We start from the raw sequence: 24,923 nt of genomic DNA, 5'->3' as shown, positions 1-24,923 counted from the left end.
GTGGCTAGATTGGCCGCATGGATTCAGAGCGCAAGAGCATCCGTTTCGAACGACTCCGGGACGGGGTCGAATTTCCGGTTCGTGCGACCGCGCACAGTGCCGGCTACGATCTCAAGGCATTTCTGCTTGGTGATCCGACAGTCAAGTTGAGCCTGGGCGGCCGCCAGTACGAGGGCGTGCCGAAACCCACAGCTGATGGCGCGTCGCTGCAGCTGTTGCCGGGTGAGCGTGCGATAATCCCGCTCGGGTTTCGCGCTTCGCTGCCACCGGGTTACGAGGCGCAGATCCGTCCTCGGAGCGGCACCAGCTTCAAAACATCGCTCGCCATCGCGAACTCGCCCGGCACCATCGATCCCGACTACAACGGTGAGTGGGGCGTGCTGGTTAGAAACGACGGTGCGGAGCCCATCTTCATCACGCATGGCGAGCGCATCGCGCAGATGGTGATTGCGAAATACGAGGTGCTCGAATTCGAAGACGGAGATGTACGGCAGACAACAGATCGGGACGGTGGATTCGGCAGTACAGGACACAAGTAATTCGGGGGCATCCCGAGGTCAGATTCGCTCGCGATGACGATCCACCCAGTAGCTCCACGGCACGAACAGCCAGAGTCCGAGTGCGGTCCACGCCACTGCACGAGGACTGGGCGGCGGCGGGGTCACGTAGCCGCTCGCGAATATGAGCAGCAGCACCAGCACCATTGACCACAGACCCCAGGTGCCAACGCGATCGCGCGTGCGCGTCTGCCGAATGTAAAGCAGCAGACCGCCGCCGAATATTCCGAGCTCGAGGATCAACGTTGCAGGAATCGAGTCCCACAGGCCCAACCCGACGCGCGTGGATCCTCCCGGCCATAGCGGCAGATCTGCCGTGTGCACGGGAAAGTCCAGTATCCAGTGGCTGATCACGACGAGTGCGATGACACAGGCGGTGCGACGATTTCGCCGCGCGGCATAATGGATTGCGCCGATGATCGCTCCCCACAACACGGCCATGGCCAGACTGTGAGAGAAAGGATACGACGTGAACACGAGCGGATTGCTCGATGTCGAGCCTGGTGCAATACGCACCTGCTCGATGCCGAACAACAGAAGGATTGGCCACAGCTCATCGAGGAACTGAGCCGCGAATGCGAGCGTCCCCAGCGACGTATCCGGCACAACCCGCTTGGATCCGAACGCAATGCCGTAATGCCCGAGAAACATTGCTGCGATTCCTGGAATGGTGTGTGTAATCGTCGACCGACGGGACGGCCCGGAAGTGGCCGTCGCCGCAAGCTCATCCATAAATATGTGCGACGGGCCTGCTTGTTCGACCGTCGCGCCCGCTGCCGGTTTGGCATCGCTCCCGGTCTTCCATATGGCAACCGGCAGACGACGCCTGGTCCCTCGATTTGCTCCCGGCGTTTTCGATGCGGAACCCACCCGCTAGATTTCGCATCGAAACCCCTACCAAGAACGGCTCATCCGAGATGACCACACCCGGAACCACTCAGTCCACAGACAAGACCGCTGGCGATCTTTCGATCACCGACAAGCGGACCAACAAGAACTACGACCTTTCGATCAAGGACGGCGCGATCAGAGCCGCCGATCTGCGACAGATAAAGACCGCCGATCGTGACGACGTTGGTCTCCTATCGTACGATCCGGCGTTCATGAACACTGCCTCGTGTCGCAGCTCGATCACCTACATCGACGGCGACAAGGGAATCCTGCGCTATCGCGGATACCCGATCGAGCAGCTGGCCGAGAAGGCGTCGTTTCTCGAGGTAGCGTGGCTGCTGCGTCACGGAGAGTTGCCCAATCAGAAGGAGTACGACGGTTTCGTGCACGACATCACGTACCACACGTACGTGCACGAGAACATCCGCAACTTCCTGCAGGGCTTCAGGTACGACGCGCATCCGATGTCGATGCTGCAGAGTTCCGTCGCGGCGCTGTCGTCATTCTATCCTGAAGCGCGCAACATCTTCGATCCCGAGCAGCGCAACATCGCCGTGATCCGGCTGCTGGCCAAGACGCCGACGATCGCGGCTTTTTCGTATCGTCACTCCAAGGGTCTGCCGGTCGTATATCCCGACAACTCGCTGTCGTACGTCGAGAACTTCCTGTCGATGATCAACAGGATGACGGAGCCGCGCTACGAGGCGAATCCGACCTTCGTTCGCGCTCTGGAGATTCTGTTCATCCTGCACGCCGATCACGAGCAGAACTGCTCGACCAGCTCGGTGCGCATGGTGGGCTCGTCGCACGTGGATCCATTCTCTGCGATGTCCGCCGGCGTCGCGGCTCTGTTCGGCCCGCTGCATGGTGGCGCGAACGAGCAGGTGCTGCGCATGATCGAGGAGATCGGCACCATTCAGAACGTGCCGGCATTCATCGAGACGGTGAAGAGTGGCAGCGGCAAGCTGATGGGCTTCGGCCACCGCGTGTACAAGAGCTACGATCCGCGTGCCAAGATCGTGAAGCAGCTGGCGGACAGCGTGTTCAAGATCACCGGCGTCGATCGCGGCCTCGAGATCGCGCTGGAGCTGGAGCGCATCGCGCTGCAGGACGATTACTTCGTCTCGCGCAAGCTGTACCCGAACGTCGATTTCTACACAGGTCTCATCTATCGCTCGATGGGCTTCCCGACGGAATTCTTCACCGTGCTGTTCGCGATCGCGCGCATGGCGGGGTGGCTGTCGCAGTGGGAGGAGATGTTGCTGGACAAGGAGCAGAAGATTGCCCGTCCGCGCCAGATCTTTACCGGGCATGGCGAGCGCAAGTTCGAGCAGACCATCAACGTCGGTATCAAGTAGAAGCCGGTTCGGCACCAGGTGAAACAACGGGCGCGCCGAGAAATCGGCGCGCCCGTTTGACTTTCATGATCTGCGGCCGCGCAGGCGCCGCTGGACATGCGGCGCGCAGTCGGATGCGGCTTTAATTCAGCGTTGCCGTCAGCGTGATGTTCACGTTTCCCTTCAACGCCTGCGACACCGGGCATCCCTCCCTGGTGCCTTCGGCGATCTGTTGAAACTTCGCGTTGTCGATTCCCGGGACCTTCGCGTTGACCACCAGGCTCATCGTGGTGATCTTGAAGCCGTCGCCGGACTTTTCGATGGTGCATGCTGCGCTGGTCTCTACCTTGTCGGCGGGCGTGCCGTTCTTCTCGAGGCCCAGGGCGAGTGCCATCGAGAAACAGGCGGCCTCGGCGGCTGCCAGTAGCTCTTCGGGGTTGGAGCCGGCAGCGCTCTCGAAGCGGGAGCCGAATGAGTAGTTGCCGCTGATCGTTCCGCTTTCGCCCTTGAACGATCCCTTTCCGTTCTGAAGACCCTTCTCCCAGATCGCGCTTGCCTTGCGTGTGGGCATTTTTTCTCCGTTGATGGTGACGTAATGCAGTCTAGCGAATCGTCGCACGATATGCGCCGCGGACGCTTGTGGGCGGGTGCAGGCGCCACGTTGGAGTCCGTCCCTACTCCGTCCCTACTCCGTCCCCGCGCCGGCAAACAAGCGATTTCTCTCGTAGATTTGCGGCTGGAACGATGGTGTAACGCGTCGCGCGCAAATCAGCTCAGGAGCTTCAATGTTCAGCTACAAACCGAGCCGCAGGGCTTTCGTGACTCATCTCGCCGCGCTCGCTGGTGCCAGCGCGTTACTTCCGGACGTATCGCTCGCGGGCGTCGCGCCCGAGCCCGGCGACGAGCCGGAGGCGTGGCTCAAGGCGTTGACCGGGAAACACCGTCAACTGTTCCACGCGCATGACAAGTGGACCAAGGGAATCGAATACTCCATACGATACAAGACGGCGTATCCCACGGAATACGGCGTGAATCCAAACGACGTCAACGCCGTGCTCGCCGCTCACGGGAAGACGGGAGCTACCACGTACGTCGATGCGGCGTGGGAGAAGTACGGTTTCGGAAAGATGTTCGACGTGAAGGATCCCAAGACCAAGGACACGGCAACGCGGAACGTGTACTACGCCGGTGACGACGAGAATCCCGGCATTCGGGAGGCGCTCGCTGCTGGCGTCGTGGTGCTGTCGTGCAGAACGGCGCTGCGGGGAATCGCGAGCGAGCTCGCGGATCAGAAGAAATTCGGCAGCAAGGAAGAGATCGAGCGGGATCTGACGGCGTCGCTCATTCCGGGTGTGGTGCTGGTGCCCGCGATGATCATCGCGGTTGGGCGCGCGCAGGAGCAACACTGCACGTACGTGTATACGGGGTGATGGTGGGGGGATGGGGACATCGCATGAAACATCGTTTCCACGAACGATGACGACTCCATTCGACGCGCCGATCCGGTACGCCTGCGTAGGGCGCGGATTCTTCCGCGCCTGGCCCATTTACGCGCGATCGAACGCGAATGAACGCATCGTCAATTCTGGAACACCGCGTATCCAGCCATTACGATTGACGAAATTCGGATGATGGAATTTGGATCCCGCGCCGCTGCGGCAGCGGGCGTCATACGCCATCCCGTCATCCCCACCAGGCGCTGCGTGATGACATTTAACGACACCGGTGAATATCCAATTCCGATCCCACGTAAATGGGCCAGGCGCGGGTTTATCCCACGAATATCCAATTCCGATCGCACGTCAATGGGCCAGGCGCGGGTTTATCCCACGAACATCCAATTCCGATCCCACGTAAATGGGCCAGGCGCGGAAGAATCCGCGCCCTACGCAGGCGTACCGGATCGGTGCGTGGATAGCGTCGTCTTCCTACGAAACCGTTCTCGTCTTCTTCCGCAAAAAGTCCATCAGGATGAACTGGCCCAGCGTCATCGTGTTCGTGAAGTAGGCCTTGCCCTTCGCGATCGCTGATACGCGCTTCACGAATTCCACCAATGCCCGATCGCGCGCCAGCATGAACGTGTTGATGACGATCCCCGATCGGCGGCAGTCTGCCACTTCGCGCAGCGTCTCCGACACCACGTTCATGTCCAGACCCATCGAATTCTTGTAGATCTGACCGTTCGGAAGTGTCAGGGCACTCGGCTTTCCGTCGGTGATCATCACGATCTGGCGCATGTCCTTCTTCTGCGACAGAAGAATGCGACGCGCAAGCTTCAGACCTTCGGCCGTGTTGGTGTGGTACGGGCCAACCTGCGCGCGCGCCAGCGCGGAGATCGGAATCTCTTCCGCCGAATCGTGAAAGAGCACGATGCGGATGGTGTCGCCGGGAAACTGGGTGCGGATGAGATGCGTCAGCGCGAGCGCGACCTTCTTGGCGGGGGTGAAGCGATCCTCGCCGTACAGGATCATCGAGTGCGACGTGTCCAGCATCAGCACGGTCGCGCACGACGAGCGGTACTCGGCCTGGTGCACCATCAGGTCGTCGTAGTCCAGATCCATCGGCACGGTCAACGAGCCCGTGCGCGCCATGGAGCGCTTGAGGGTCTCGTTCACGTCGAGGTTCAGGACGTCGCCGAACTCGTACTGCTTGCTCCATCCGTCCGACTCGATTCCGGTGGCCAGATACGGAGTGTCGTGACTCCCGAAGCTGGACTTGCCGAGGGAGCTCATGATGTGCCGGAGCGCCTTGTAGCCCAGGAAGTCGACGCCCTTGTCGGTGAGATTGAACTGGACCGATTTGGAGGCTGCGTGGGAGAGACTGCCCTTGCCCTCGACCTGCTGGTGGCCGGCCGGCATCTGGGGCGGAGCTTCGAGGTTGAGGTAGCCTTCTTTTGTGAGGCGCTCGATCAGCTCGTCCAGGAACTTCGCGAGCTTTTCCTGCGCGTCCTCGTCGCCGTTGCCGCGCAGAGCTTCGAGCATCTCCGGCGTGAACTGGCCGCTCTCGATCATCGCGTTGAGGATCGCCTCGCGCAACGCGTCCACGGAGCGGTCGGCGTCCTCGCCAGTCATCCCCCAGTAGGGATTGAAATTCTCGCCGCCGGCGAAGCCGGACTGGAGGAGGAAGTCGGCCATCTTATCCAGGAGCGACTGAAGATCGACCGCGTCGGCCATCTCCGGGCTGAACCTGGAGTATGTATGGAACCGCATATCTGAATAATACACCCGGTACGCAATACATTTCCCGCGTGCAGAAGGCCGCCGCCAACAATCCGTTTCGTCCGCTCAAACATCGGAATTTCCGGATATTCTGGGGCGGGCAGACGTTGTCGCTCGTGGGCACGTGGATGCAGTCGGTGGGCGAGGGGTGGCTTGCGCTGCAACTGTCCAACAGCGCACTGATGGTCGGAGTCGTGGCTGGTGCGTCCGCGCTCCCGGTCCTGTTGCTCTCCCTGTACGGCGGCGTGGTTGCCGATCGGAACGACAAGCTCAAGCTGGTCAGAATCGCGCAATCGCTGCTGCTTGTGCAGGCGTCCGTGCTGTGGTGGTTCACCGCGTCCAACCATCTCACGATCAACTGGCTGATCATCCTCGCGACGCTCAACGGGACCATCAGCGCTTTCGAGATTCCGGCGCGACAGAGCTTCATAGTCGAGCTGGTCGGCCGCGAAGACCTGGTGGATGCGATCGCGCTCAATTCCGCCGGTTTCAACCTGGCGCGCGTTATCGGCCCGTCGATCGCCGCCGTAGTCATCGGCACGCTCGGCCCCAAGTGGTGCTTCGCGCTCAACTCCATGAGCTATTTCGCGGTGCTCACCGGGCTGTTCATGATCCAGGTCCCCAAGTGGCAGCGCGTCAAAACTCGCGTGTCGCCGATCGAGGGAATGCTGGAAGGTTTCCGCTACATGCGCGATACACCGCTGGTGAGCGTGCTGGTACGCGTCGTGGGAGTGACGTCAGTCTTCGGGATGCCGTTTCTCGCCATGATGCCTGTGGTGGCGCGTGACGTCGTGCATGCGGGTGCAGCGGGTTACGGGATTCTGCTCGCCTGCGTAGGACTCGGCGCTCTGATCGGTGCTCTTTCGATGGCGGCACTCGGCCAGCACATCGCTCGGGGGAAGCTGTACGTATGGTCTGCATATGGATTCTCCGCAGGCCTCATGGTCTTTTCGCTGATGAGCAGACTTCTGCCAGCAGCGGTGATCCTCGTGTTCGTAGGATTCGCGATGCTGGTGATGGGCGCGCTGGCGAATGGATTGCTGCAATCCATCGCGCCGGATGAATTGCGGGGCAGAGTGGTGTCCGCGTACGTATTCGTCGCTGTTGGACTGGTGCCGGTGGGATCGTTCATCTCGGGCGCACTGGCGCACGTCGTTGGGGTCGATTGGGCGATCGGCGGATGCGCGGTCATCGTGTTCGCGCATTCGGCATGGGCATTCGCAAAGAATCCGGCCTTGCGGACCGTTCGCTAGGTGAGCGCGCGCGAGAGCGTTAGGTCAGATGCAGTTCGTGCTATAGTTAGTGAACATCGTCAAACCAACCTCACAGCCATCAAATGCGCATCGCAATCGGATCGGACCACGCGGGCTTCCGTTACAAGGAAATGTTCAAGGCACGCCTCACCGAGCTCGGGCATGAAGTGAAGGATTTCGGAACTGACTCAGAGCTGCCGGTGGATTATCCCTTGTTCTGTCATCCTGTCGCCGCTGCCGTTGCGAACGGCGACACGGAGCGAGGAATAGTGATCGGCGGCTCGGGGAACGGCGAGGCGATGGTCGCGAATCGCGTGAAGGGTGTACGCGCCGCTCTCTGCTGGAACCTGGACTCGGCTGAGTTGGGACGACGGCACAACAATGCCAACGTGCTTTCGATCGGCGAGCGGATGGTGTCGGAGGAGCTGGCGATCCAGATACTGGAGATGTGGCTGAATACGCCGTTTGATGGCGGCCGGCATCAGAGGCGGATCGACGAGATCGACGCCATGTAGGTCCCCATAGGAGCGTTGAACAGCACTCTCGTCTGGCAGGCCAGCGGTCGCCACTGGATGCGATCGAGGGCGCGCTCCGTCATGGTCTGACGCGACCGTGGGAGCATGATCCATGCGTAAGGCCGGTCATGCAGTCGCCTCTTCCTCGGATTACGGGGTCTCACGGTGAGGCGATTTCCACATCGGGCTGGGGAAATGACGCGCATCAAGGTCAGCTTCTGGGTACTGTGCATCGGCATCACGGCTCTGTGGATCGCCGCCGATCCGATCCTGCTGCACACCGCTCCATTCTCGCAGGTGCGGCTGTCGCTCATCAACTACACTGGCATCCTCGCCATGGGCGTGATAAGTGTGGCGATGATACTGGCGGTACGATCGTCGAAGGTGGAGTCCTTCATCGGCGGGCTCGACAAGGGCTACCGGCTGCACAAGTGGCTCGGCGTCACCGGCCTCCTCATGGCGATCGCGCACTGGCTGTGGATCAGCGGACCAGGATGGCTCACCGCCCTTGGCGTGATGGCGCCGGCCGCGCGCCAGCCGGGACGTGCCGCGGCGAGTGCAGAAGGGCCGGCGCTTCTCCGCACGCTGCAGAATCCGGCGCGATCCGTTGGTCAGATCTGCTTCTACGCGCTCGTCGTCCTCGTGGTACTCGCGCTGCTGCGCTGGTTTCCCTATCGCTACTTCCTGAAGATTCACCGGCTGCTTGCGATAGTATTTCTCCTCCTCGTGTTCCACGGCGTGGTCCTGCTGAAGATCTCGTACTGGTCCCACGCGATTTCGTACGTGATCGTCGCACTGATGGCGGCGGGGACAGTGTCAGCGATCCTGATGCTGTTTCGCAGAGTTGGACACACGCATCGTGCTGTTGGTGAGATCGATGAAGTCACATCGCGCGCGGATGTGGGTATTCTGCAGGTCAGCATCCGTCTCAAGGACCGTTGGAACGGTCACAATGCGGGGCAGTTCGCATTCGTGAACTTCGAGGATGGGGAAGGGCCGCATCCGTTCACCATTTCGTCCACCTGGAAGGGCGACGGCCACCTGCTTTTCCTTATCAAGGGACTGGGAGATTACACGCGGTCGCTTCCGACAACACTGAAGCCAGGCACGCTTGTCACAGTCGAAGGCCCGTACGGCCGCTTCACCTTCGAGGGTGAAAGCCAACGTCAGATCTGGGTGAGCGCAGGAATCGGCATCACGCCGTTCGTCTCCCGGATGCAGGAACTCGCAGCCCACCCCGACGGAAAGGCCATCGATCTGTTCCACGCGACGGGCTCGCGTGACATCGCGCCTGTCGAGCAGCTACGCGCACTCGCGGAATCCGCGCACGTACTCCTGCGCGTCTGGGTCGCCGCCGAGGATGGACGAATGACCGGAGAAGATATTCGCAGAGTCGTGCCGGAATGGAAGTCTGCGGACATCTGGTTCTGCGGGCCGGTGATATTTGGGAAGGAATTGCGCGAGGACTTCGTCGCGCACGGATTCTCCGGAAGTGCTTTCCATCAGGAGCTCTTTCATCTGCGATGATGCCGGACGCAGCGCAGCGCTGCTTCCTAACGTTCTGGTCGGCCGCTCATCGTGAACAGCGATATCACGCTACCAGCCGCACACAACCCAGCGCAGATGAACATCGCGCGCGTGAATCCATGCGCCAGTGTCGCGCCAGACAGGCTCTGTGCGCCACCGAGTCCGGCAGCCAACGGGATTATCGCGGTAGCCAGCAATCCGGCGACGCGTGCAACTGAATTGTTCACACCGGATGCGAGACCCGCACGACTCTCACCCAGTGAAGCGAGTGCGACAGTTGTGAGCGGTGTGACGAGTGATGACAGTCCGACTCCGAACACGATTGCGGCGGGCAACACCGAAGTCAGATAGCTAGCACCAGGACGCACCAGAGCGAACAGCAGCATTCCAACTGCCGCCACAAACGCCCCGGCGGTCATCGGCAGCCGCGCTCCCCATCGTTCCGAGATTCGTCCTGAAAATGGCGAGATGATCAGCAAGAGAACATTGATCGGCATCAACGATGCGCCGGCCGCGAGCGCGCTGTAGCCGAGTACGTCCTGGAGCTGGAGCATGAGGAGGAAGAACAGGCCCGTCAGCGCGGCGTATATCGCAAACGTGGCAGCGTTCACGCCGGCGAACTTCTTCGATCTGAAAGTATTCGGTGGAAGAAGCGGCTCTCTCGTGCGATTCTCGACGACGACGAATGCAACGAGCAATAGAATACCCGCGACGCCGAGCGATATCGGGTAGAGCGTCGTGAATCCGCGATCGGGTCCCAGCATCAGAGCGCCGACGATCGCTGCAAGGCCGAGCGTCATGAGTGCGGCGCCTGGGTAATCGACGGTCGTTGCGGACTTACTTTCCTTTGCGGATCTGCCAGCGACCGTCACTGCGATGGCGCCTGCGATCGCGAACGGCACCATTATCACGAATACGAATCGCCACGACGCTGCATCCACGATCCATCCGCCGAGCAGCGGCCCTATCGCCGTAGATACTGCCGACCACGATGCCCAGTGTCCGACGGCGGCGCCACGCTCCTCGCCCTCGAACGTCGACTCGAGCAGAGCGAGGCTGTTCGGTATGAGGATGCCGCCGGCGATTCCCTGAAGCACGCGCGCTGTCACGAGCAGAAGCAGATTCGGCGCCACCGCGCACGCCAGCGAGGCGACGGCGAATGCGACAAGTCCCCACGCAAATACCTTGCGGCGCGAGAACCGGTCGCCGAGTGCACCGCCGAGCAGGATGAGCGCGCTCAGCGTGAGCAGGTAGCCGTTCATCGTCCACTGCAGGCCCGTGATTCCGAGATGCAGATCGCGCGCGATGGCCGGCAGCGCGACGTTCGTCACGCTCCCCTCTATGAAAACCGCACCGGAGCCGAGTATCGATCCGATGAGCGTCCAGCGCTTGGCGGACTCAGTCAATTGGACACGCGGGTTCGAGTGGACTTCCGGAATTTACCGCGACCTGGTGAAGAGGATACTCATGCCAGCAGACTGCCCCATTTTTTGCTACCATATCGTGATCGCACAGGACGATCACATTCATAGTGCTGGAGATGGATCATGAAAGCTGGAGTGAAGTACGATCGGGTAATCCGATTTCTCGGTAACAACGAGATAAACGTGCTCGTTTCAAGTGAGGAATCGGGTGGCGCGTACTGCATCATGGAGTTGGTGGTTCAGCCGCGCGGCGGCGCGACTGTTCTGCACACCGACCGCTGGCTCGAAACGTTTCACGTGATCGAGGGCGAGGTCGAGTGGACGCTCGAGCGGAACGGCGATCTCGTCACGTGGTTGGCGAACCAGGGAGAGACCATCGTGGTGCCGCCTGGAATTAAGCACCGGTTCGCAGGCGCAGGCTACGCGCCATCACGGATGCTCACCATCGGACCGCCTGAATACGAGCAGTTCTTCCGCGCGCTGGCTGCGGCATGGCAGGGCCCGTACGACCGCGAGAAGACGCCGCAGGCAGTCGGCCCGGTGTTCGAGAAATTCGGCATGCGCATCTGCTCGGCATAGTTTCGCCGGCGATCGCCGTGTCCTAACGCCGCTCCCTGGGTTGGCGTATTATATCGCACCCTCCACGTACGACCCGGTGCCTCCCGGCGCCACTCGATCCAACCCGAGAGGAAGACAGGATGTATCAGAAGTCGATCCGGAAGTATCTGACGACGTGCACGCTGGCCGGTGTAACGGCCGCATCCGGCGCGCTCGTGCTCCCTTCGATCGCTGGCGCGCAGCAGGCCGCGCATCAGGCGATCGACTCCGTGTACACAGCGCAGATCAGGAAGGATCTGGAAGATCCGCGCATCACGACGGAGCTCGTGGATTATCTGCCCGCGTCGTCGACAGTGCCAACGCCGCTCAAGTTGCTCGGGCACATCATCGGCGCGCCGGGCGAGCTGGATCGCTCTGCAGACATCTACAAGTACTTCGACGCGCTGGCCAAGGCGTCGCCGCGCGTCAAGGTATGGCGCATCGGCAAGACGGAAGAGGGGCGCGAGATGATCCTCGCGGCGATCGGCGATGAGGAGACGATCAAGAACATCGACAACTATCGCGGCATGCTCGCGCGGTTGAGCGATCCGCGCAAGACGACGCAGGAAGAGGCGCAGAAGCTGATCCACACTGCCAAGCCCATCTACTACATCACCAGCGGCATCCACTCGCCCGAGTTCGGCGGCCCCGAGATGTTGATGGAGCTGGCGTACCGGCTCGTCGTGGATTCGTCTGCAATCGTTTCGAACATTCGAAACAACGTCATCACACTGATCACGCCGGTGATCGAGCCCGACGGCCGCGACAAGGCTGTCGACACCTACTACTACAACAAGAAGCTGCCCAAGGGCGCCGAGCGGTTGCCGCTGATGTACTGGGGCAAGTACGTGCAGCATGATAACAACCGTGACGGAATGGGTCAGTTCCTCAAGCTGACGCAGCACACCACGCAGGCCGTGCTCGACTGGCATCCTACTGTGCTGCACGATCTGCACGAAGCGCAGACGTATCTGTACGCATCGACCGGTACCGGCCCGTACAACGAAGCCGTCGATCCGATCACGATCGACGAGTGGTGGATGATGGCCGAGAACGACGTGATGGAGATGACGAAACGTAACGTGCCGGGTGTGTGGACGTACGGATACTACGACGGGTGGACGCCGAACTATCTCTTCTTCATTGCGCACACGCACAACGAGATCGGCCGGTTCTATGAAGTGCAGAGTTACGGGCCGGATAATTATGTAGTGAAGCCGCGCAACACTACTACAAGCCGCGAGTGGTTCAGGCCCAACCCGCCGCTGGACAGCATCAACTGGGGGCCGCGCAACAACACCAATATCCAGGAGTCCGCGATCCTGTTCGCGCTCAACAACGTCGCGAAGAACAGGGACCAGTTCCTGGACAACTTCTGGCGCAAGGCGCAGCGCGCGGTGGACAAGGGAAAGACAGGGCCGATCTTCGGCTGGGTGATCCCGGCGTCGCAGCGCCGCAAGGCCGATGCGGCTGACGCGGTGAACGAGCTGCGGGCGCAGGGACTCGAGGTGGATACCGCAACTACTGCTTTTACAGTTGGTAAGCTTTCGGTCAAGCCCGGCGACTACATCGTGCGTGGCGATCAGCCATATCGCACGATCGCAGACATGTACTTCGCTCTACAGCATTTCGCGCCCGGTAACCCCGCGCCGTATGACGATACGGGCTGGACATTCCCTTTGATGCGCGACATCACGATCGCGGCCGTGAACGACAGGAGTCTGTTGACGCAGCCGATGACGTTGCTCACTGCCAACGCTGTCGCCGCTGGCGGGATCTCGGGCACCGGCAACGTCGTAGTCGTCGACAACACGGCCGACAACAACATTGCTGCATTCCGCTTCAAGTTCGCGAAGACGAAGATGTCGGCCGCGGAAGAGGATTTCGACGCCGACGGTCATCACTTCCGCGCCGGCGCGATGATCATTGCGAACGCCAATCGTTCGGCGCTGGAGCCCGAGCTGAAGAAGCTCGGCCTCTCTGCCTACGCGATGTCGGCAGCGCCGAGTGTGAAGACGCACGATCTCGACGTTCCGCGCATCGGTTACGTCCACAGCTGGTCGCGCACGCAGGACGAGGGGTGGGTTCGTGCTGCGCTCGACACTTACGGCATTCCGTACTCGTACTTCGGCGACATCGATCTACGTAAGGACAACCTGCGCCAGAAGTACGACGTGATAATCTTCCCGCACATCGGTGGTACCGTGCAGACGATGGTGAACGGGATCCCGAAGAACGGCGCGACTCCGCTTCCATACAAGAAGACCGCCGAGTTCCAGGCACTCGGCACACCCGACGCGTCGGATGACATTCGCGGCGGGATGGGGCTCGATGGTGTGAAGAATCTCGACGAGTTCGTGCGGCAGGGTGGAACGCTGATCGTCGAAGGATCGACGTCGACGATAATGCCGAGCTACAACCTCACGCCCGGCGTGACGATCGAGGAGCCGGACAGCCTGTTCGTGCGCGGCAGCATCATGCGCGGAGTGATCAGCGACATGAAGAGTCCGATCGTGTATGGATACGGGCACGACCAGATCCCGGTGTACTTCAATCAGGGACCGGTGATTCGCGCGGGTGGTGGCGGTGGTGGATTCGGCGGGTTCGGACGCGGTGGTGTGAACAGCCAGGACATCACGCCGATGGCGACGGTGCAGCAGCTGTCGCCGTGGAATCCGGATGCTGATGCGTCGGCTGGTGAGGGGGCGCGTCGTCGTCCTGCACAGCCTGGCGCTGCTGCGGGTGCTGGCGAAGCTGGTGCGCAGCGTGGTGGGCGCGGAGCTGCGGCTGGTAATGCTGATACTGACGGACCGCGTGTGATTCTGAAATTCCCGACGAGGCCCGCGGACATGTTGTTGTCGGGGGTGTTGTCGGGTGGTGAGGCGCTGTCAGGGCGCGCGCAGGTTGTTGACGAGTCTGTAGGGAAGGGGCATATCGTGATGTTCGCGATAAGGCCGTTCTGGAGATGGCAGACGCAGGGGACTTATATGTTGGGGTTCAATGCGATCATGAATTGGAATGATCTGGGGGCGGGGAAGGCAACGGCTCCGGAAGTGCAGGCCGGCGGGCGGTAATCTCGCTTCCATTGACCGGCGCGGGCCTCCGCGCCGGTCTCGTTCTGGTGGGTATGTCGGATTATCGATAGATTGAGATATCGTCATACGATAGCGCTATCGATCGAGGTCGCAATGGACGTAGTGACTGTTTCGCCCAAATTTCAGGTCGTGATCCCGCTCGCCATTCGCGAGCGGCTGGGGCTGGAGCCTGGGCAGAAGGTCCAGGCGCTTGCGTACGACAATCGGATCGAGTTCATCCCGGTGCGCTCGCTCAAGAGCATGCGCGGCTTTCTTCAGGGTATCGATACGACGGTGCGCCGAGAGCGCGATCGCGTGTGATCGCACCACGCAAGCACACCGGGCCGAATGTCGTCGATTCTTCGGCGTGGCTGGAGTACTTCGCCGATGGAGCGGGGGCGGTGCACTTCGCGGGAGCGATCGAGTCTGTCGGTCGCCTTGTGGTGCCGGCCGTATGTCTGCTCGAAGTGTTCAAGGTGGTCTTGAGGCAGCGCGGTGAGAGTGACGCGCTGCAGGCAGTTGCATTGATGCAGCAGGGAACGGTGATCGATCTGGACGCGTCGCTGGCACTTGCTGCGGCGAAGGTTGGCGTTGACCACGAGTTGCCGCTTGCGGACAGTATCGTGTATGCGACTGCGCAGAGCGTCGGTGGTGTAGTGTGGACTCAGGATGACGACTTCGATGGGCTGATGGACGTCGAGTATTTTCGTAGGGGCGGCGGGAAGTCGTAACACGTTTGGCGCGGGCAGGTATCACGTTGTGCCCTTCCTTCTGAATTCGCGCATCAGGATGGTGAAAATAGGGTCAGAGTGCACTTCTTGTGGTGAGTGCCGCTGACTGTCCGCGTCAGGATGCTTCGCAAGAAAGTCCACTCTGACCCCGGTTTGACGCAAATGAGCATTCCCGAGTTCGTCTCGACGGTTCTAGCGATTCCATCAATCGTAGACGAAGCCGCTTCTCCTGATGAAGCCTGGAGGAATCTCCGGTCCAGAGTAGGTGCGAGGTGGAACTCCGCTTCCGAAGTTCTGAAGAGCGGTATCAGTCGGGAAACCAAACTGATCGTCGCTCAGTTGCGAGAGGTCTTCGCCGAGGCTCCGCCTCCATCGAACTTGCAGTTATTGTACTTTGGCCTCTTTACCGGTGTCAACCCAGATACGTCCCAGCAGGTCGCTGGCTACTACGTTTCCGGCACCACGCGAGCTGTACCATTGGTTGATTCGAGCTCTGAATTGTCGGGTGGTATTCTCGACTATTTGTCGGAGAACAAATATCTCTGGAGTCCAATTCTACAACGGATCAAGGAAGCCGCCCTAGCCAACGAGTCTCAGCACGACGAGTACGATTATGCGCTGATGCTTTGCACTGCATCGATCCTCAGCTACTTCGCGGTCAGGCAACTTGACATGAGATGTCGCATAGTCGTGGGTTTTGACTCAGGCGACGCCGTGGAGTTGCCGACGCCCCTCCGCGGCTCAGCTCAATCGTTGGGCGGACGCCTGTCAACACAGCGAGGAGTAAAGTCATGACGGTAAATTGGCTTGTGATCGCCGCAGTGCTCGCCATATCGACCACTGGTTCAGCAAAGTATGATGCGCCAACTCAAGCCGCAGCGACTGCTGCCACTTTCGTCAGCGCAGGAGAGATCAAGGCAGCGGTGCAAAAAAGCGACAGCGGTGCGTTTTCAGATTCTCCGCTCCGCGTAGTACCGATAGAGTCAAAGTACAACGTTGGGGTGGCCGTGATTCGTCGGACAAGAATCGGTGGCCGCATGCTGCCCGATGCACTGATTCATGACGATGTTGCCGAGGTTTATCAGATTATCGAGGGTGAAGGAGTTCTGATCACGGGCGGGACGCTCAGGTCGGCAAAGCCTCTGACCGCTGCCGCTGTCGTGGGTGAGATTGGTCCGAGCTCAGCGGGTCAGTCCATCGCTGGAGGAACATCGCGTCATGTAGTTCCCGGCGACATCGTCATTATTCCGCCGCACGTACCGCACGGCTTTGTTGACATCACGACGCCACGCATTGTGTACACGATCATTCGCATTGACCCGCAGAAAGTTCTTGAGCTACGCAGCAAACCGCAATGAGTGTGCGTCACATGCCATCGACCAGTCGATCATGGCAAGCCGCTTATCCGTAGCGTCAGGTAACGGTGTGAATCCCGCAAGTTCATGGAAATAACCGCGGACCGCACACCACATGCGTAGCAAACCGAGATGACCCGGGACAGGAGCGAGACATGAACGTAAAGGCGCAGATCAACGACTACCTTGCCGCTCAGCCGGAGCCGAAACGCGGTGACATGCAGACGCTGCACGGCATGATACTGAAGCTGATGCCCCACTGCAGGTTGTGGTTTCTGGATGGCAAGGACGAGAGCGGTAAGACGGTTTCCAACCCGAACATCGGGTATGGACTCCGGACCATAGCCTACGCCGATAAGCGAACCCGGGAGTTCTATCAGATTGGCCTGAGCGCCAACACCAGCGGAATCTCCGTCTACATCATGGGGCTCGATGACAAGACGCATCTGGCCAGGACCTACGGCGGTGACATCGGCAAGGCGAGTGTGACGGGGTACTGCATCAAGTTCAGCGCACTTCGCAACATTGACCTGGCCGTGCTCGAAGCGGCGATCCGCGACGGGATTGCGCAGACCAGCGCGTGACGACGCAAGGCAATTTAACCGAGGATTCCGTGTGCTGAGAAAAACGCTTTCGCTGTGCGGATTCGTGGTGGCAGCTGCGGGCACGTTGTGGCTGTTTGCCATTCATCATCTGTTTGCGACCAACCACGTGCTGCTAGTAGTTCAAGCGTGTGCCGTTCTTCTCATGCTTTGGGCACGCGCGACGTTTGGTCTTCGCAGCTTTCACGCAACGGCTAACACAACCGGCGGCGGCCTTGTTACAACCGGGCCGTACCGCTATTGGCGGCATCCCATTTATGCCTCCATCATCTATTTCGTGTGGGCTGGCCAGGTGGAGATGCCAACCATGGTTTCTGTTTTGCTGGCAGTCGCAGTAACTGCTGGGCTGGTGGGCCGAATGGTGCTCGAGGAGCAGTTCCTCGTCACCGCGTATCCCGAATACTTGGAGTACATGCGTCACGCGAAACGCTTGGTTCCATTCGTCTTTTAGGCGCTCGAGTCGCCGCCTGACAATTCATTCAAGCGTGCGCCTTCGACGAAAGTATCTGCGTCAGAACGCATAAACGGACGACATCTTCCGGAGGCGTATAGTGAGTGCTTCTCTTCAAGCCGTGCATCCTGTTCTTGGTGCTCGCGATGTAAGTGACGTAGTACGGTTCTACGAGACTCTCGGGTTCGTGATTGTCTTTCAAGACGACCTGAAGAATCCGAAATACGTCGGCATACAGCGAGATGAAGTGCAGTTGCATGTTCAGTGGGCTGATGCAGAGCAATGGGCGTATCCGATCGATCGCCCTGCGTTCCGCTTCATGGTCAGCGATGTCGACGCGATCTTTGAGGAATTTCGTGAGAGCGGAGCCGTCCGCCCGGATACGAGCGACGGCAGCCCATGGGCCGTACCTGCTGACACACCATGGGGCACGAGAGAGTTTCATCTCCGCGATCCGAGTCGCAATAGCCTGCAATTCTATCGTCCGCTGCCCGAATTGAGCACGAATTGAGCACGAATTGAGGGTCAGATCCCGCGCGGTGCACAGCGCGCGTGCATCAACTCCGATCTGACCCCGAATTGCCAAAGTGCCCCCACGGCCTAAGGCTTGGCGTCGAGAAAGTCGTTCACCATCGGGACGATGATGGGTATGCGCTGCATCAGTGTCACGTGAGTGGTGTTGGGCAGAATTGCCAGTCGCGATGCGGAGCGTTGCTGCATGTCGCCGTGGACCTCGCCACCCTTGAGGCGAAACATCTCCGCGACGTGCGCGAGCCGTATTCCGTCAGCGTCACCGAAGATGAAAAACATGGGCGCCGTGGTGGCCTTGAGGTTGTCGGCTCCGAGGTCGTACCCTTTCGCGGCCGTGGCGGCGAGTCGCTTGACGAACTTGGGAAAGTCGTCCGGAGTGGGACTCAGCTTCTTGTACTCGGTCTCGATGGGCGAGCCTTTGAAATCGTCAGCCGTGAGATTCCGGATGGCCTGGACCGCTGCCGGGGCCATGCCGTCAGTGCGGAACGTTGACGAAATGATGACTGCCTTCCGCACTTTGTCAGGGTGTCGGATCGCACACTCCATCGCCACGGTTCCGCCCATGCTGTAGCCGATAAGGTCCGCTCGCGGGATCTTGAGATAATCGAGCAGTCCAGCCACGTCGTCGGCGAGGTTTTCGTAGGTGATATCTCGTGCGACGTCCGCCGTCCGGCCGTGACCCTGCATTTCGATGGCAATCACTTTCCGCGTTTTGGAGAGCTCCTCGATCCACCCGCCCCAGTTGTTGGTGATGGTCATGAACGCGCCATGAAGCAACACCACCGGTTCGCCGCTGCCGTGGATTTCGTAGTACATGTTGATTCCGTTGACTGGTGCGTAGCCGCTCGTTGATTCCCGCTGCGCCGACGCGGCGGTCGCCGCGAGCGTCATCAGGAGGAAAGCTGCTGTCCGCATGCTGGTGTAATTCCGTTTCATCCAAACACTCCTTGGTAATCACCCATTACGGGAATCTCTGGTGGACGATTGACTGCGTCATCTTGTCTCTGTGTTCGATCACAGGCTGGCGAGAAGCTCGTCGAGCTGGTCCAGCGCCTCGGGCAGCGCACCCGTCGATCCGGTGTCGACAGCTTCTGCCGATGGATAGACATCGTGCACTACCAACAACGTCTTGCCGCCCTTCTCCTCGAAGGTCACCGTGGTGATGGTCTTGCCGGCGTCTCCTTCATCATTGGTCCAGACGAGGCGTGAGTGCGGTGTCACTTCGACGTACGTGCCGAAGAACTCCATCGTCGAATCTTCAAAGGGAAACACCAAACGATACTGCCCCCCGACGCGAACATCCATCTCGCAGGAAAGCAGGGTCTGCCCATACGATTTAGGCACCCACCACCTTCTGAACAGTTCTGCCTTCGTCCACGCCTCGAACACGATGCGCGCAGGAGCGTTTACGGTTCTTGTGACGACGACTTCGCGGTCGGACTTCCGTTCCAGCGTCGTGTGATTCTTCGTGGGCGTGGCCTCACTTTCTCTTCTTTCGTCCATCGACTCTCTCCTTGTGTTTTAGTTCGTCCACAACGTTGTCCAACTCGTCGAAGCGTGCGCTCCAGAGCTGGCGGTACTTCTCGATCCATGCCGCCTCTTCCTGCAGTCCGCGGACGCCGAGCCTGCAGGTCCGCACGCGGCCGACTTTCTCCGTGGTGACGAGGCCCGCCTGCTCCAGGACGCCTACATGTTTCTTCATGCCCGTGAGGGTCATGTGAAACCGCTCGGCGAGGGTCGAGATCGAAGCGTCCGCACGCCCCAGTTGCTCCAGAACGCCGCGTCGGGTGGGATCCGAGAGCGCGCCGAACGAGGCGTCGAAGTGGCTTTGGAAATACTGAACCATATGGTTCAGTATATAACATGAGGTGACGCCACACAAGGGGGGCTGCGGACCAGCAGCGTTGCCGGCAATCCACGTGGACTCAGGAAACTCGACTCCGATTCCGTTTTCGGCGTCGGATCGGGCGCGTGGTATCACGCGAAGAGAATCGATACGGTGGCTGTGGTACTGACCACATTCCGGTATTGATGTAGCCGCCGGCCTTTGCTACGTATAACGGTATGCGTTATACTACGACGTTGTCGCTCTTCGGTCGCCGGCGTGATTAAGTCTTTCGCAAATGCCGGCACGGAGGACGTGTTTAACGGCATCGATTCGCGGGCCGCGCGGCAACCAGAAATTCCGGATCTGTTTTGTCTGGGCATCGGATGGCCCGCGCGAGGTCGAGATAGTGAACTACCATTAAAGAGGAAAGCATGGTTCGCATTCCAACACATCGTCCGCCCACACATCCTGGAGAGATGCTCATCGAGGAATTCCTCAAGCCGCTCGGTTTGACGCAGACCGAGCTCGCGGATCGCCTCGGCGTATCGTATCCGCGTGTCAATGAGCTCGTGCATGGAAAGCGCGACATGACGCCGGACACTGCACTTCGCCTGGAGAGGTTGCTTGGTGTCGAGGCGCAGTTCTGGCTGAATCTCCAGTTGGCGTGGGATCTCTATCATGCGAAGCATTCGGTCGCCGCAAAGGCGATCGCAAAGATTCAGCCGTTGAAACGTCGTGTCAGATTGAATGCTGGAGTAGGATCACGAAGCGCGTAACGGGTTACGTTTTTCGCCACGCGTTCGCGACGCGTGTCGGTTTAACCAACAATCCACACCGGTAATGAAAACTCTTCCAATTCTTGCGACTCTTGTCGTGGCCGCGGCGTGTGCGCGCTCGACTCCACCAGTTGCGCGCGCGGCCTACACTCCGCGTACGCGCGCCATCACCATAACGACGGTGCCGCTGCTCGTGAAGGAAGAGCAGAGCATGTATCCGTTTCTCAAACCAGCCTTCGCCAAGGGCGGCGTTCTCGACGGAAAGGAGGTCTACGCTTTTTCGCCGAGCTCCATCACGGTGGTCGAAGGCGACACGCTCCGGCTCGACATCATCAATCCCGAAGATGACGCGCACTCGTTTGTGCTGCCGGATTTCGCCGTTTCATTGCCCGGCGGAACGGCCACCCAGGCGACATACGTTGCGAAGCACGCCGGCATCTTCACCATCCAGTGTGCCGTGCCGTCACACCTGCCGATGATGGCGGGGCAGTTGATCGTGCTTCCCGCTGCGACGATGGCGGGCGTCGCGCGACAAACATCTTGACACCCGCCGCCAGCCGCGGCAGGTTCTACCGCGTCGAGTTGGCGTTCCTTGCTGTAAACTCCTGTGTTGCTCCTCCGTTCACCGGTGTTCTGAATGCCGACGTCACGAATGCGTCATGCAGCCGCCATCGCGCCTCTCCTGATTCTTGGGACGGCGTCGTCAAACCGTACACCCAACAGATGGAACGCCGGCGCAGCGCCACCGCCAGTCGCGTTCAACGACAATCGCGTTTCAGCCGGAGTGGTTCGAGCCGGCGTGCTCGACGTGCATCTCGAGGTGGACACGGGTGAATGGCATCCGTATTCCAAGGACAGCGCCGGCGTTCGGATCCTTGCATTCCGCGAGGCGGGACATCCGCTCGAGACGCCGGGCCCGATGCTGCGTGTGGTTGCCGGTGAGCGAATCCATGCATGGGTCACAAACCGCGCCGCCACCACGCTGGTGGTGCATGGGTTGTCGTCACGTCGCCGCACAGTCATGGACACGCTGGTCGTGCCGTCCGGCGCAACCCGCGACGTGGAATTCACCGCCGACGCCGAGGGGACGTACTACTACTGGGGCTCGACGACGGGTACTGATTTTGAGAAGCGGCTGTACCAGGACGCCCAGCTCAACGGCGCACTCATTGTGGATCCCACGGACGCGAGCCGGCGAACGCCCGATCGTGTCTTTGTCATTCAGTGGTACATCCCGGGACACGACTCGGCGGGCAACCCGGACCGGTCGAACGGAGTCTTCACGTTCAACGGCCGGCCGTGGCCGAATACGGAGCGCCTGTCGTACCAGCAGGGCGACAGCATTCGCTGGCGAATCATCAACGCAAGTGCGGACGTGCATCCGCTGCATCTGCACGGCTTCTTTTATCAGATCCGCGCCCGTGGAGATGTTCAGCAGGATTCGGTGTACTGGCCGGAGCAGCGCAGAATGGCCGTCACCGAACTTCTGCTCGACGGCACCACCATGGACCTGGCCTGGTTCGCCGACAGACCCGGCTCGTGGCTGTTTCACTGTCATCTGAACTGGCATGTGGTGCCGAATCCAGCTGTCGGAGCGGAGATGCAATCCGACTCACTCCGCGACCATGAACTGCTCGTTGGCCCCGTGATGCACGACATGATGGACCATGCGCGCACTGGAATGGGTGGCCTGGTGCTGGCGATCAACATTCATCCCAGAAAGGGATGGCATGATTATGCCGGACCACGCCGTCAGCTCCACCTCTACATCGAGAGTGACTCTGCGTCCGCGGACACCCTGCGCCGCTTCGGGTATGTTCTGACCGAAGGCAACGCCCCCGAGCCACACGGCGCCGCGATACAGTGGCCAGGACCCACGATCGTGCTGCACCGCAACGAACCGACGAGCATCACGGTCGTGAACCGTTCGCCAGAACCGTCGCAGGTGCACTGGCATGGGTTGGAGATCGACAGCTACTACGACGGCGTGGCCGGCGTCAGCAGTGACGCGGGCAAGATGGAGCCGATGATCATGCCGAACGACTCCTTCGTGGTGCACATCACGCCGCCCAGGACAGGAAGCTTCATGTACCACACGCACATCAATGATATCCGGCAGCAGAGTCACGGCCTGTATGGCGCGCTCGTCGTCCTGGACAGCGGCCAGAGGTGGAATCCCGACGCGAACCGCATCTACATACTGAGCACGAACGCGCAAGACGAACCCATTGTGAACGGCGGAGACATGCCGCCTGTCGCGACCTTCCAGGCGGGCAGGACGTACAGGCTTCGGCTCATGAATATCACGCTGGACTCGCCTGGACTGGAATTTCGCCTGGTGCGGGACGGCGCACCTGCCGAGTGGACGCACGTGGCCAAGGACGGATTCTCTCTGCCAGCGTGGCAACGCGAAAGCAGCCGCGCACTGCAGCGCGTGAGCATCGGGGAGACGTATGACATGCAGGTAGAGTTTCCCAAACCGGCCGAACTGACACTCGAGGTGCGACGGAGTGATGAGAAGGTGATTGCGCGGCAAGCCATCCGGGTTGTCGCTGCGGCAACCGCGAGCCGATAGTCGCGGAATAGCCGCGGGGAGCGATCTTCCCGATCTACTCTTCCGGCTGGCGGAAACTCTCCCGCAGGCGCAACTTCCTCGGAACACTCACCGATGCGGGAGCTGACGTATGGTACGAATCATTGGAATAGTCTTGATTGTCGGTGGCGTGATCGGCCTGGTTTACGGCGGCATCACATATGGAAGTCACCGCGACACGGTTCAGGTCGGCCCGCTCAGCGCGAGCGTCACGCAGCGTGATACGTTCCCCGTGTCTCCTGTCGTTGCGGGACTTGCGTTGATTGCGGGCATCGCACTACTTGTGGTTGGCAGTCGGCGAAAGATCTGATTTTGATGCGTCGCAACGGTGTCTCGCGTCTGATCCCAGTTCCCTCTTTCGCGCAGGAGTCGCGGGGCATGCACACATCGCCGCGGAGTATAGAGTGTCGTTCGATACGCGTAAGGCGTCAACAAGCAGACTCGAGTGTCACGTAGCTCCAACCTGAGCCGCGCCGGCTATCTCTTCATCGCCGCAGGATGCGTATTCTTCGTCGCTGCCTTGCTGGGCAAGCAGGTGGCTTTCACTGGTGTCGGTGTGGCTTTCATCGCCATTGGCGCTTCCTACCTGGTGCGGGCGAAGCGTAGCTAGCGTCAACGCGCAAGGATCAGTACATGCCGGCATTTGAACACCTGAGTGTTCTCGTGTCGATCGTCGTCGGCATGGCGGTTTCCCAGCTACTGTTCGGTCTCGGGCAGCTGATGCGCAGGCAGCTAGAGAGTGGATCCGGTTTACATCCTGGCCAACGTCGTCATCCTGCTGGTGCTGGTTGATTCGTGGTGGTCGGCCTTCTCGTGGCATGCCGTTCCCGATTGGTGATACGCAAGAACCCGATCAGACAGGCTCGCCCAAGCAATCGGCGGCGATCGATTCGCTCGTGATGAGCGCGTTGCTGATGCGACGGTTCTAACCTGGGATACGCCCATGGAGGTTCAAATGCGAAAGCTCAGACTTATTGAACACATCTCGCTGGACGGCGTGATCCAGCATTCCGCGGACGAGAACGGTTTTCCGTACGACGCCTGGACCACGCCCTACCGAACCACAGTGGGCCGTGACGCTGTCCTCGCGACACACGGCGACAGCTTCGATCTGCTGCTCGGGCGTCGCACATACGACATCTGGTCGGGCTTCTGGCCGAAGGCGCCGAGCAGTCCGTTTGCGGACGGGCTGAACGCGGCGACGAAGTATGTCGTCACGCACCATCCGGACAGTCTTTCGTGGGGACCGTTCGAGGGCGTTGGACCGGACGTAGTCGATGGTATTCGCCGGATCAAGTCGCAGAGCGGGCCGGATATCGTGCTTTGGGGCAGCTCGACGCTCACGACGACGGTGCTCGAGCATGGGCTGGCGGATGAAGTCGTCCTGATCGTGTATCCACTGGTGCTCGGGACGGGAAAGCGAGTCTTCGCGGAGGGAGCGCTGGCACAGAAGTTCGAGCTCGTCAGGACGACTACAACGCCGACAGGCGTCCTGATCAATACCTACAAGGTTGCCGGGGAATTGAAGGTGGAGTAGTTTCGCGCACCACCGACTTCTGACCAGGAGCAACACCTTGAAGCTGGCCCTTGTAGTCGCCCTTCTCCTTGCTGTACCCGTTCGTCCGTGTGCAGCGCAAGCGACGGCCGTCATCGGCCGATCGAA

The 24,923-nt window shown here is 60.3% G+C and carries 28 protein-coding genes; 21 read left to right on the top strand and 7 right to left on the bottom strand.

Annotation, left to right across the window (positions count from 1 at the left end; genetic code table 11):
• The first annotated feature begins 17 nt into the window (after window positions 1-17).
• On the top strand, window positions 18-539 hold the full coding sequence (gene dut / locus V4529_06640) for a dUTP diphosphatase (GenBank protein ID MES2358007.1): 522 nt from the start codon (window positions 18-20) through the stop codon (window positions 537-539).
• An 18-nt stretch (window positions 540-557) separates the two neighbouring features.
• On the opposite strand, the gene V4529_06635 is transcribed toward dut, so the two are convergent.
• A complete protein-coding gene (locus V4529_06635) occupies window positions 558-1,208 on the bottom strand; it encodes a metal-dependent hydrolase (GenBank protein ID MES2358006.1) in 651 nt (216 codons plus the stop codon).
• Between the two features lie 266 nt (window positions 1,209-1,474).
• On the opposite strand from V4529_06635, the gene V4529_06630 reads away from it, so the two are divergent.
• Window positions 1,475-2,806 carry a citrate synthase gene (locus V4529_06630; protein MES2358005.1) on the top strand — a complete coding sequence of 444 codons (1,332 nt, stop codon included), beginning with the start codon at window positions 1,475-1,477 and terminating at the stop codon, window positions 2,804-2,806.
• Between the two features lie 121 nt (window positions 2,807-2,927).
• Here the strand turns inward: V4529_06630 and V4529_06625 are convergent, their stop codons facing one another.
• Entirely contained in the window at window positions 2,928-3,356 is a 429-nt protein-coding gene (locus tag V4529_06625) for an OsmC family peroxiredoxin (GenBank protein MES2358004.1), read from the bottom strand.
• 214 nt (window positions 3,357-3,570) lie between these two features.
• On the opposite strand from V4529_06625, the gene V4529_06620 reads away from it, so the two are divergent.
• Window positions 3,571-4,215, top strand: coding sequence for a hypothetical protein (locus V4529_06620; GenBank protein ID MES2358003.1), 645 nt, complete (start codon window positions 3,571-3,573; stop codon window positions 4,213-4,215).
• Between the two features lie 498 nt (window positions 4,216-4,713).
• Here the strand turns inward: V4529_06620 and V4529_06615 are convergent, their stop codons facing one another.
• Window positions 4,714-5,994 carry a VWA domain-containing protein gene (locus tag V4529_06615; protein MES2358002.1) on the bottom strand — a complete coding sequence of 427 codons (1,281 nt, stop codon included), beginning with the start codon at window positions 5,992-5,994 and terminating at the stop codon, window positions 4,714-4,716.
• Between the two features lie 38 nt (window positions 5,995-6,032).
• Between V4529_06615 and V4529_06610 the strand changes: the two genes are divergently transcribed.
• From V4529_06610 to V4529_06600, 3 genes are all read left to right on the top strand, one after another.
• Complete coding sequence (locus V4529_06610; protein ID MES2358001.1) at window positions 6,033-7,256, top strand: MFS transporter; 1,224 nt, start codon at window positions 6,033-6,035, stop codon at window positions 7,254-7,256.
• Between the two features lie 83 nt (window positions 7,257-7,339).
• A complete protein-coding gene (gene rpiB, locus V4529_06605; GenBank protein MES2358000.1) occupies window positions 7,340-7,771 on the top strand; it encodes a ribose 5-phosphate isomerase B in 432 nt (143 codons plus the stop codon).
• Between the two features lie 195 nt (window positions 7,772-7,966).
• Complete coding sequence (locus V4529_06600) at window positions 7,967-9,298, top strand: ferric reductase-like transmembrane domain-containing protein (protein ID MES2357999.1); 1,332 nt, start codon at window positions 7,967-7,969, stop codon at window positions 9,296-9,298.
• 26 nt (window positions 9,299-9,324) lie between these two features.
• Here V4529_06600 and V4529_06595 read toward each other — a convergent pair whose 3' ends face one another.
• Window positions 9,325-10,704 carry a DHA2 family efflux MFS transporter permease subunit gene (locus V4529_06595; GenBank protein MES2357998.1) on the bottom strand — a complete coding sequence of 460 codons (1,380 nt, stop codon included), beginning with the start codon at window positions 10,702-10,704 and terminating at the stop codon, window positions 9,325-9,327.
• A gap of 141 nt (window positions 10,705-10,845) precedes the next feature.
• Between V4529_06595 and V4529_06590 the strand changes: the two genes are divergently transcribed.
• From V4529_06590 to V4529_06550, 9 genes are all read left to right on the top strand, one after another.
• Window positions 10,846-11,301: a cupin domain-containing protein gene (locus V4529_06590; protein ID MES2357997.1), complete on the top strand. Its 456-nt coding sequence runs from the start codon at window positions 10,846-10,848 to the stop codon at window positions 11,299-11,301.
• A gap of 119 nt (window positions 11,302-11,420) precedes the next feature.
• The gene (locus V4529_06585) at window positions 11,421-14,393 is read left to right on the top strand and encodes a M14 family zinc carboxypeptidase (protein MES2357996.1); all 2,973 of its coding nucleotides are present in this window, start codon (window positions 11,421-11,423) and stop codon (window positions 14,391-14,393) included.
• Window positions 14,394-14,507: 114 nt separating this feature from the next.
• A complete protein-coding gene (locus tag V4529_06580) occupies window positions 14,508-14,714 on the top strand; it encodes an AbrB/MazE/SpoVT family DNA-binding domain-containing protein (GenBank protein ID MES2357995.1) in 207 nt (68 codons plus the stop codon).
• Window positions 14,711-15,124 carry a type II toxin-antitoxin system VapC family toxin gene (locus V4529_06575; GenBank protein MES2357994.1) on the top strand — a complete coding sequence of 138 codons (414 nt, stop codon included), beginning with the start codon at window positions 14,711-14,713 and terminating at the stop codon, window positions 15,122-15,124. Before V4529_06580 ends, V4529_06575 begins: the two co-directional genes overlap by 4 nt.
• Before the next feature lie 162 nt (window positions 15,125-15,286).
• Window positions 15,287-15,919: a hypothetical protein gene (locus V4529_06570; protein ID MES2357993.1), complete on the top strand. Its 633-nt coding sequence runs from the start codon at window positions 15,287-15,289 to the stop codon at window positions 15,917-15,919.
• 14 nt (window positions 15,920-15,933) lie between these two features.
• Window positions 15,934-16,482, top strand: coding sequence for an AraC family ligand binding domain-containing protein (locus V4529_06565; protein MES2357992.1), 549 nt, complete (start codon window positions 15,934-15,936; stop codon window positions 16,480-16,482).
• Between the two features lie 152 nt (window positions 16,483-16,634).
• The gene (locus tag V4529_06560; GenBank protein ID MES2357991.1) at window positions 16,635-17,063 is read left to right on the top strand and encodes a DUF1801 domain-containing protein; all 429 of its coding nucleotides are present in this window, start codon (window positions 16,635-16,637) and stop codon (window positions 17,061-17,063) included.
• 31 nt (window positions 17,064-17,094) lie between these two features.
• Window positions 17,095-17,532 (top strand): methyltransferase, encoded by a 438-nt coding sequence (locus V4529_06555; GenBank protein MES2357990.1) that lies wholly within the window; start codon window positions 17,095-17,097, stop codon window positions 17,530-17,532.
• 121 nt (window positions 17,533-17,653) lie between these two features.
• Entirely contained in the window at window positions 17,654-18,043 is a 390-nt protein-coding gene (locus tag V4529_06550) for a VOC family protein (GenBank protein MES2357989.1), read from the top strand.
• Window positions 18,044-18,132: 89 nt separating this feature from the next.
• Here V4529_06550 and V4529_06545 read toward each other — a convergent pair whose 3' ends face one another.
• From V4529_06545 to V4529_06535, 3 genes are all read right to left on the bottom strand, one after another.
• Complete coding sequence (locus tag V4529_06545) at window positions 18,133-18,978, bottom strand: alpha/beta hydrolase (GenBank protein MES2357988.1); 846 nt, start codon at window positions 18,976-18,978, stop codon at window positions 18,133-18,135.
• Window positions 18,979-19,077: 99 nt separating this feature from the next.
• Window positions 19,078-19,566: an SRPBCC family protein gene (locus tag V4529_06540; GenBank protein ID MES2357987.1), complete on the bottom strand. Its 489-nt coding sequence runs from the start codon at window positions 19,564-19,566 to the stop codon at window positions 19,078-19,080.
• Window positions 19,544-19,909, bottom strand: a complete 366-nt coding sequence (locus V4529_06535) for a metalloregulator ArsR/SmtB family transcription factor (GenBank protein MES2357986.1) — start codon at window positions 19,907-19,909, stop codon at window positions 19,544-19,546. Before V4529_06535 ends, V4529_06540 begins: the two co-directional genes overlap by 23 nt.
• A gap of 413 nt (window positions 19,910-20,322) precedes the next feature.
• On the opposite strand from V4529_06535, the gene V4529_06530 reads away from it, so the two are divergent.
• The 6 genes from V4529_06530 (at window position 20,323) to V4529_06505 (ending at window position 24,797) form a co-directional block, all read left to right on the top strand.
• Window positions 20,323-20,667, top strand: coding sequence for a HigA family addiction module antitoxin (locus V4529_06530; protein MES2357985.1), 345 nt, complete (start codon window positions 20,323-20,325; stop codon window positions 20,665-20,667).
• Between the two features lie 64 nt (window positions 20,668-20,731).
• Window positions 20,732-21,211, top strand: coding sequence for a cupredoxin domain-containing protein (locus V4529_06525; protein MES2357984.1), 480 nt, complete (start codon window positions 20,732-20,734; stop codon window positions 21,209-21,211).
• A 93-nt stretch (window positions 21,212-21,304) separates the two neighbouring features.
• On the top strand, window positions 21,305-23,242 hold the full coding sequence (locus V4529_06520; protein MES2357983.1) for a multicopper oxidase domain-containing protein: 1,938 nt from the start codon (window positions 21,305-21,307) through the stop codon (window positions 23,240-23,242).
• A gap of 109 nt (window positions 23,243-23,351) precedes the next feature.
• A complete protein-coding gene (locus tag V4529_06515) occupies window positions 23,352-23,570 on the top strand; it encodes a DUF3185 domain-containing protein (protein MES2357982.1) in 219 nt (72 codons plus the stop codon).
• Window positions 23,571-23,705: 135 nt separating this feature from the next.
• Window positions 23,706-23,870: a hypothetical protein gene (locus tag V4529_06510; protein MES2357981.1), complete on the top strand. Its 165-nt coding sequence runs from the start codon at window positions 23,706-23,708 to the stop codon at window positions 23,868-23,870.
• A 345-nt stretch (window positions 23,871-24,215) separates the two neighbouring features.
• Complete coding sequence (locus tag V4529_06505; GenBank protein MES2357980.1) at window positions 24,216-24,797, top strand: dihydrofolate reductase family protein; 582 nt, start codon at window positions 24,216-24,218, stop codon at window positions 24,795-24,797.
• Window positions 24,798-24,923 lie beyond the last annotated feature (126 nt).

It is taken from the genome of Gemmatimonadota bacterium, from assembly GCA_040388625.1.
Classification (GTDB): Bacteria; Gemmatimonadota; Gemmatimonadetes; order Gemmatimonadales; family Gemmatimonadaceae; genus Fen-1247.
This window is presented reverse-complemented; position numbering and strand designations above follow the sequence as displayed.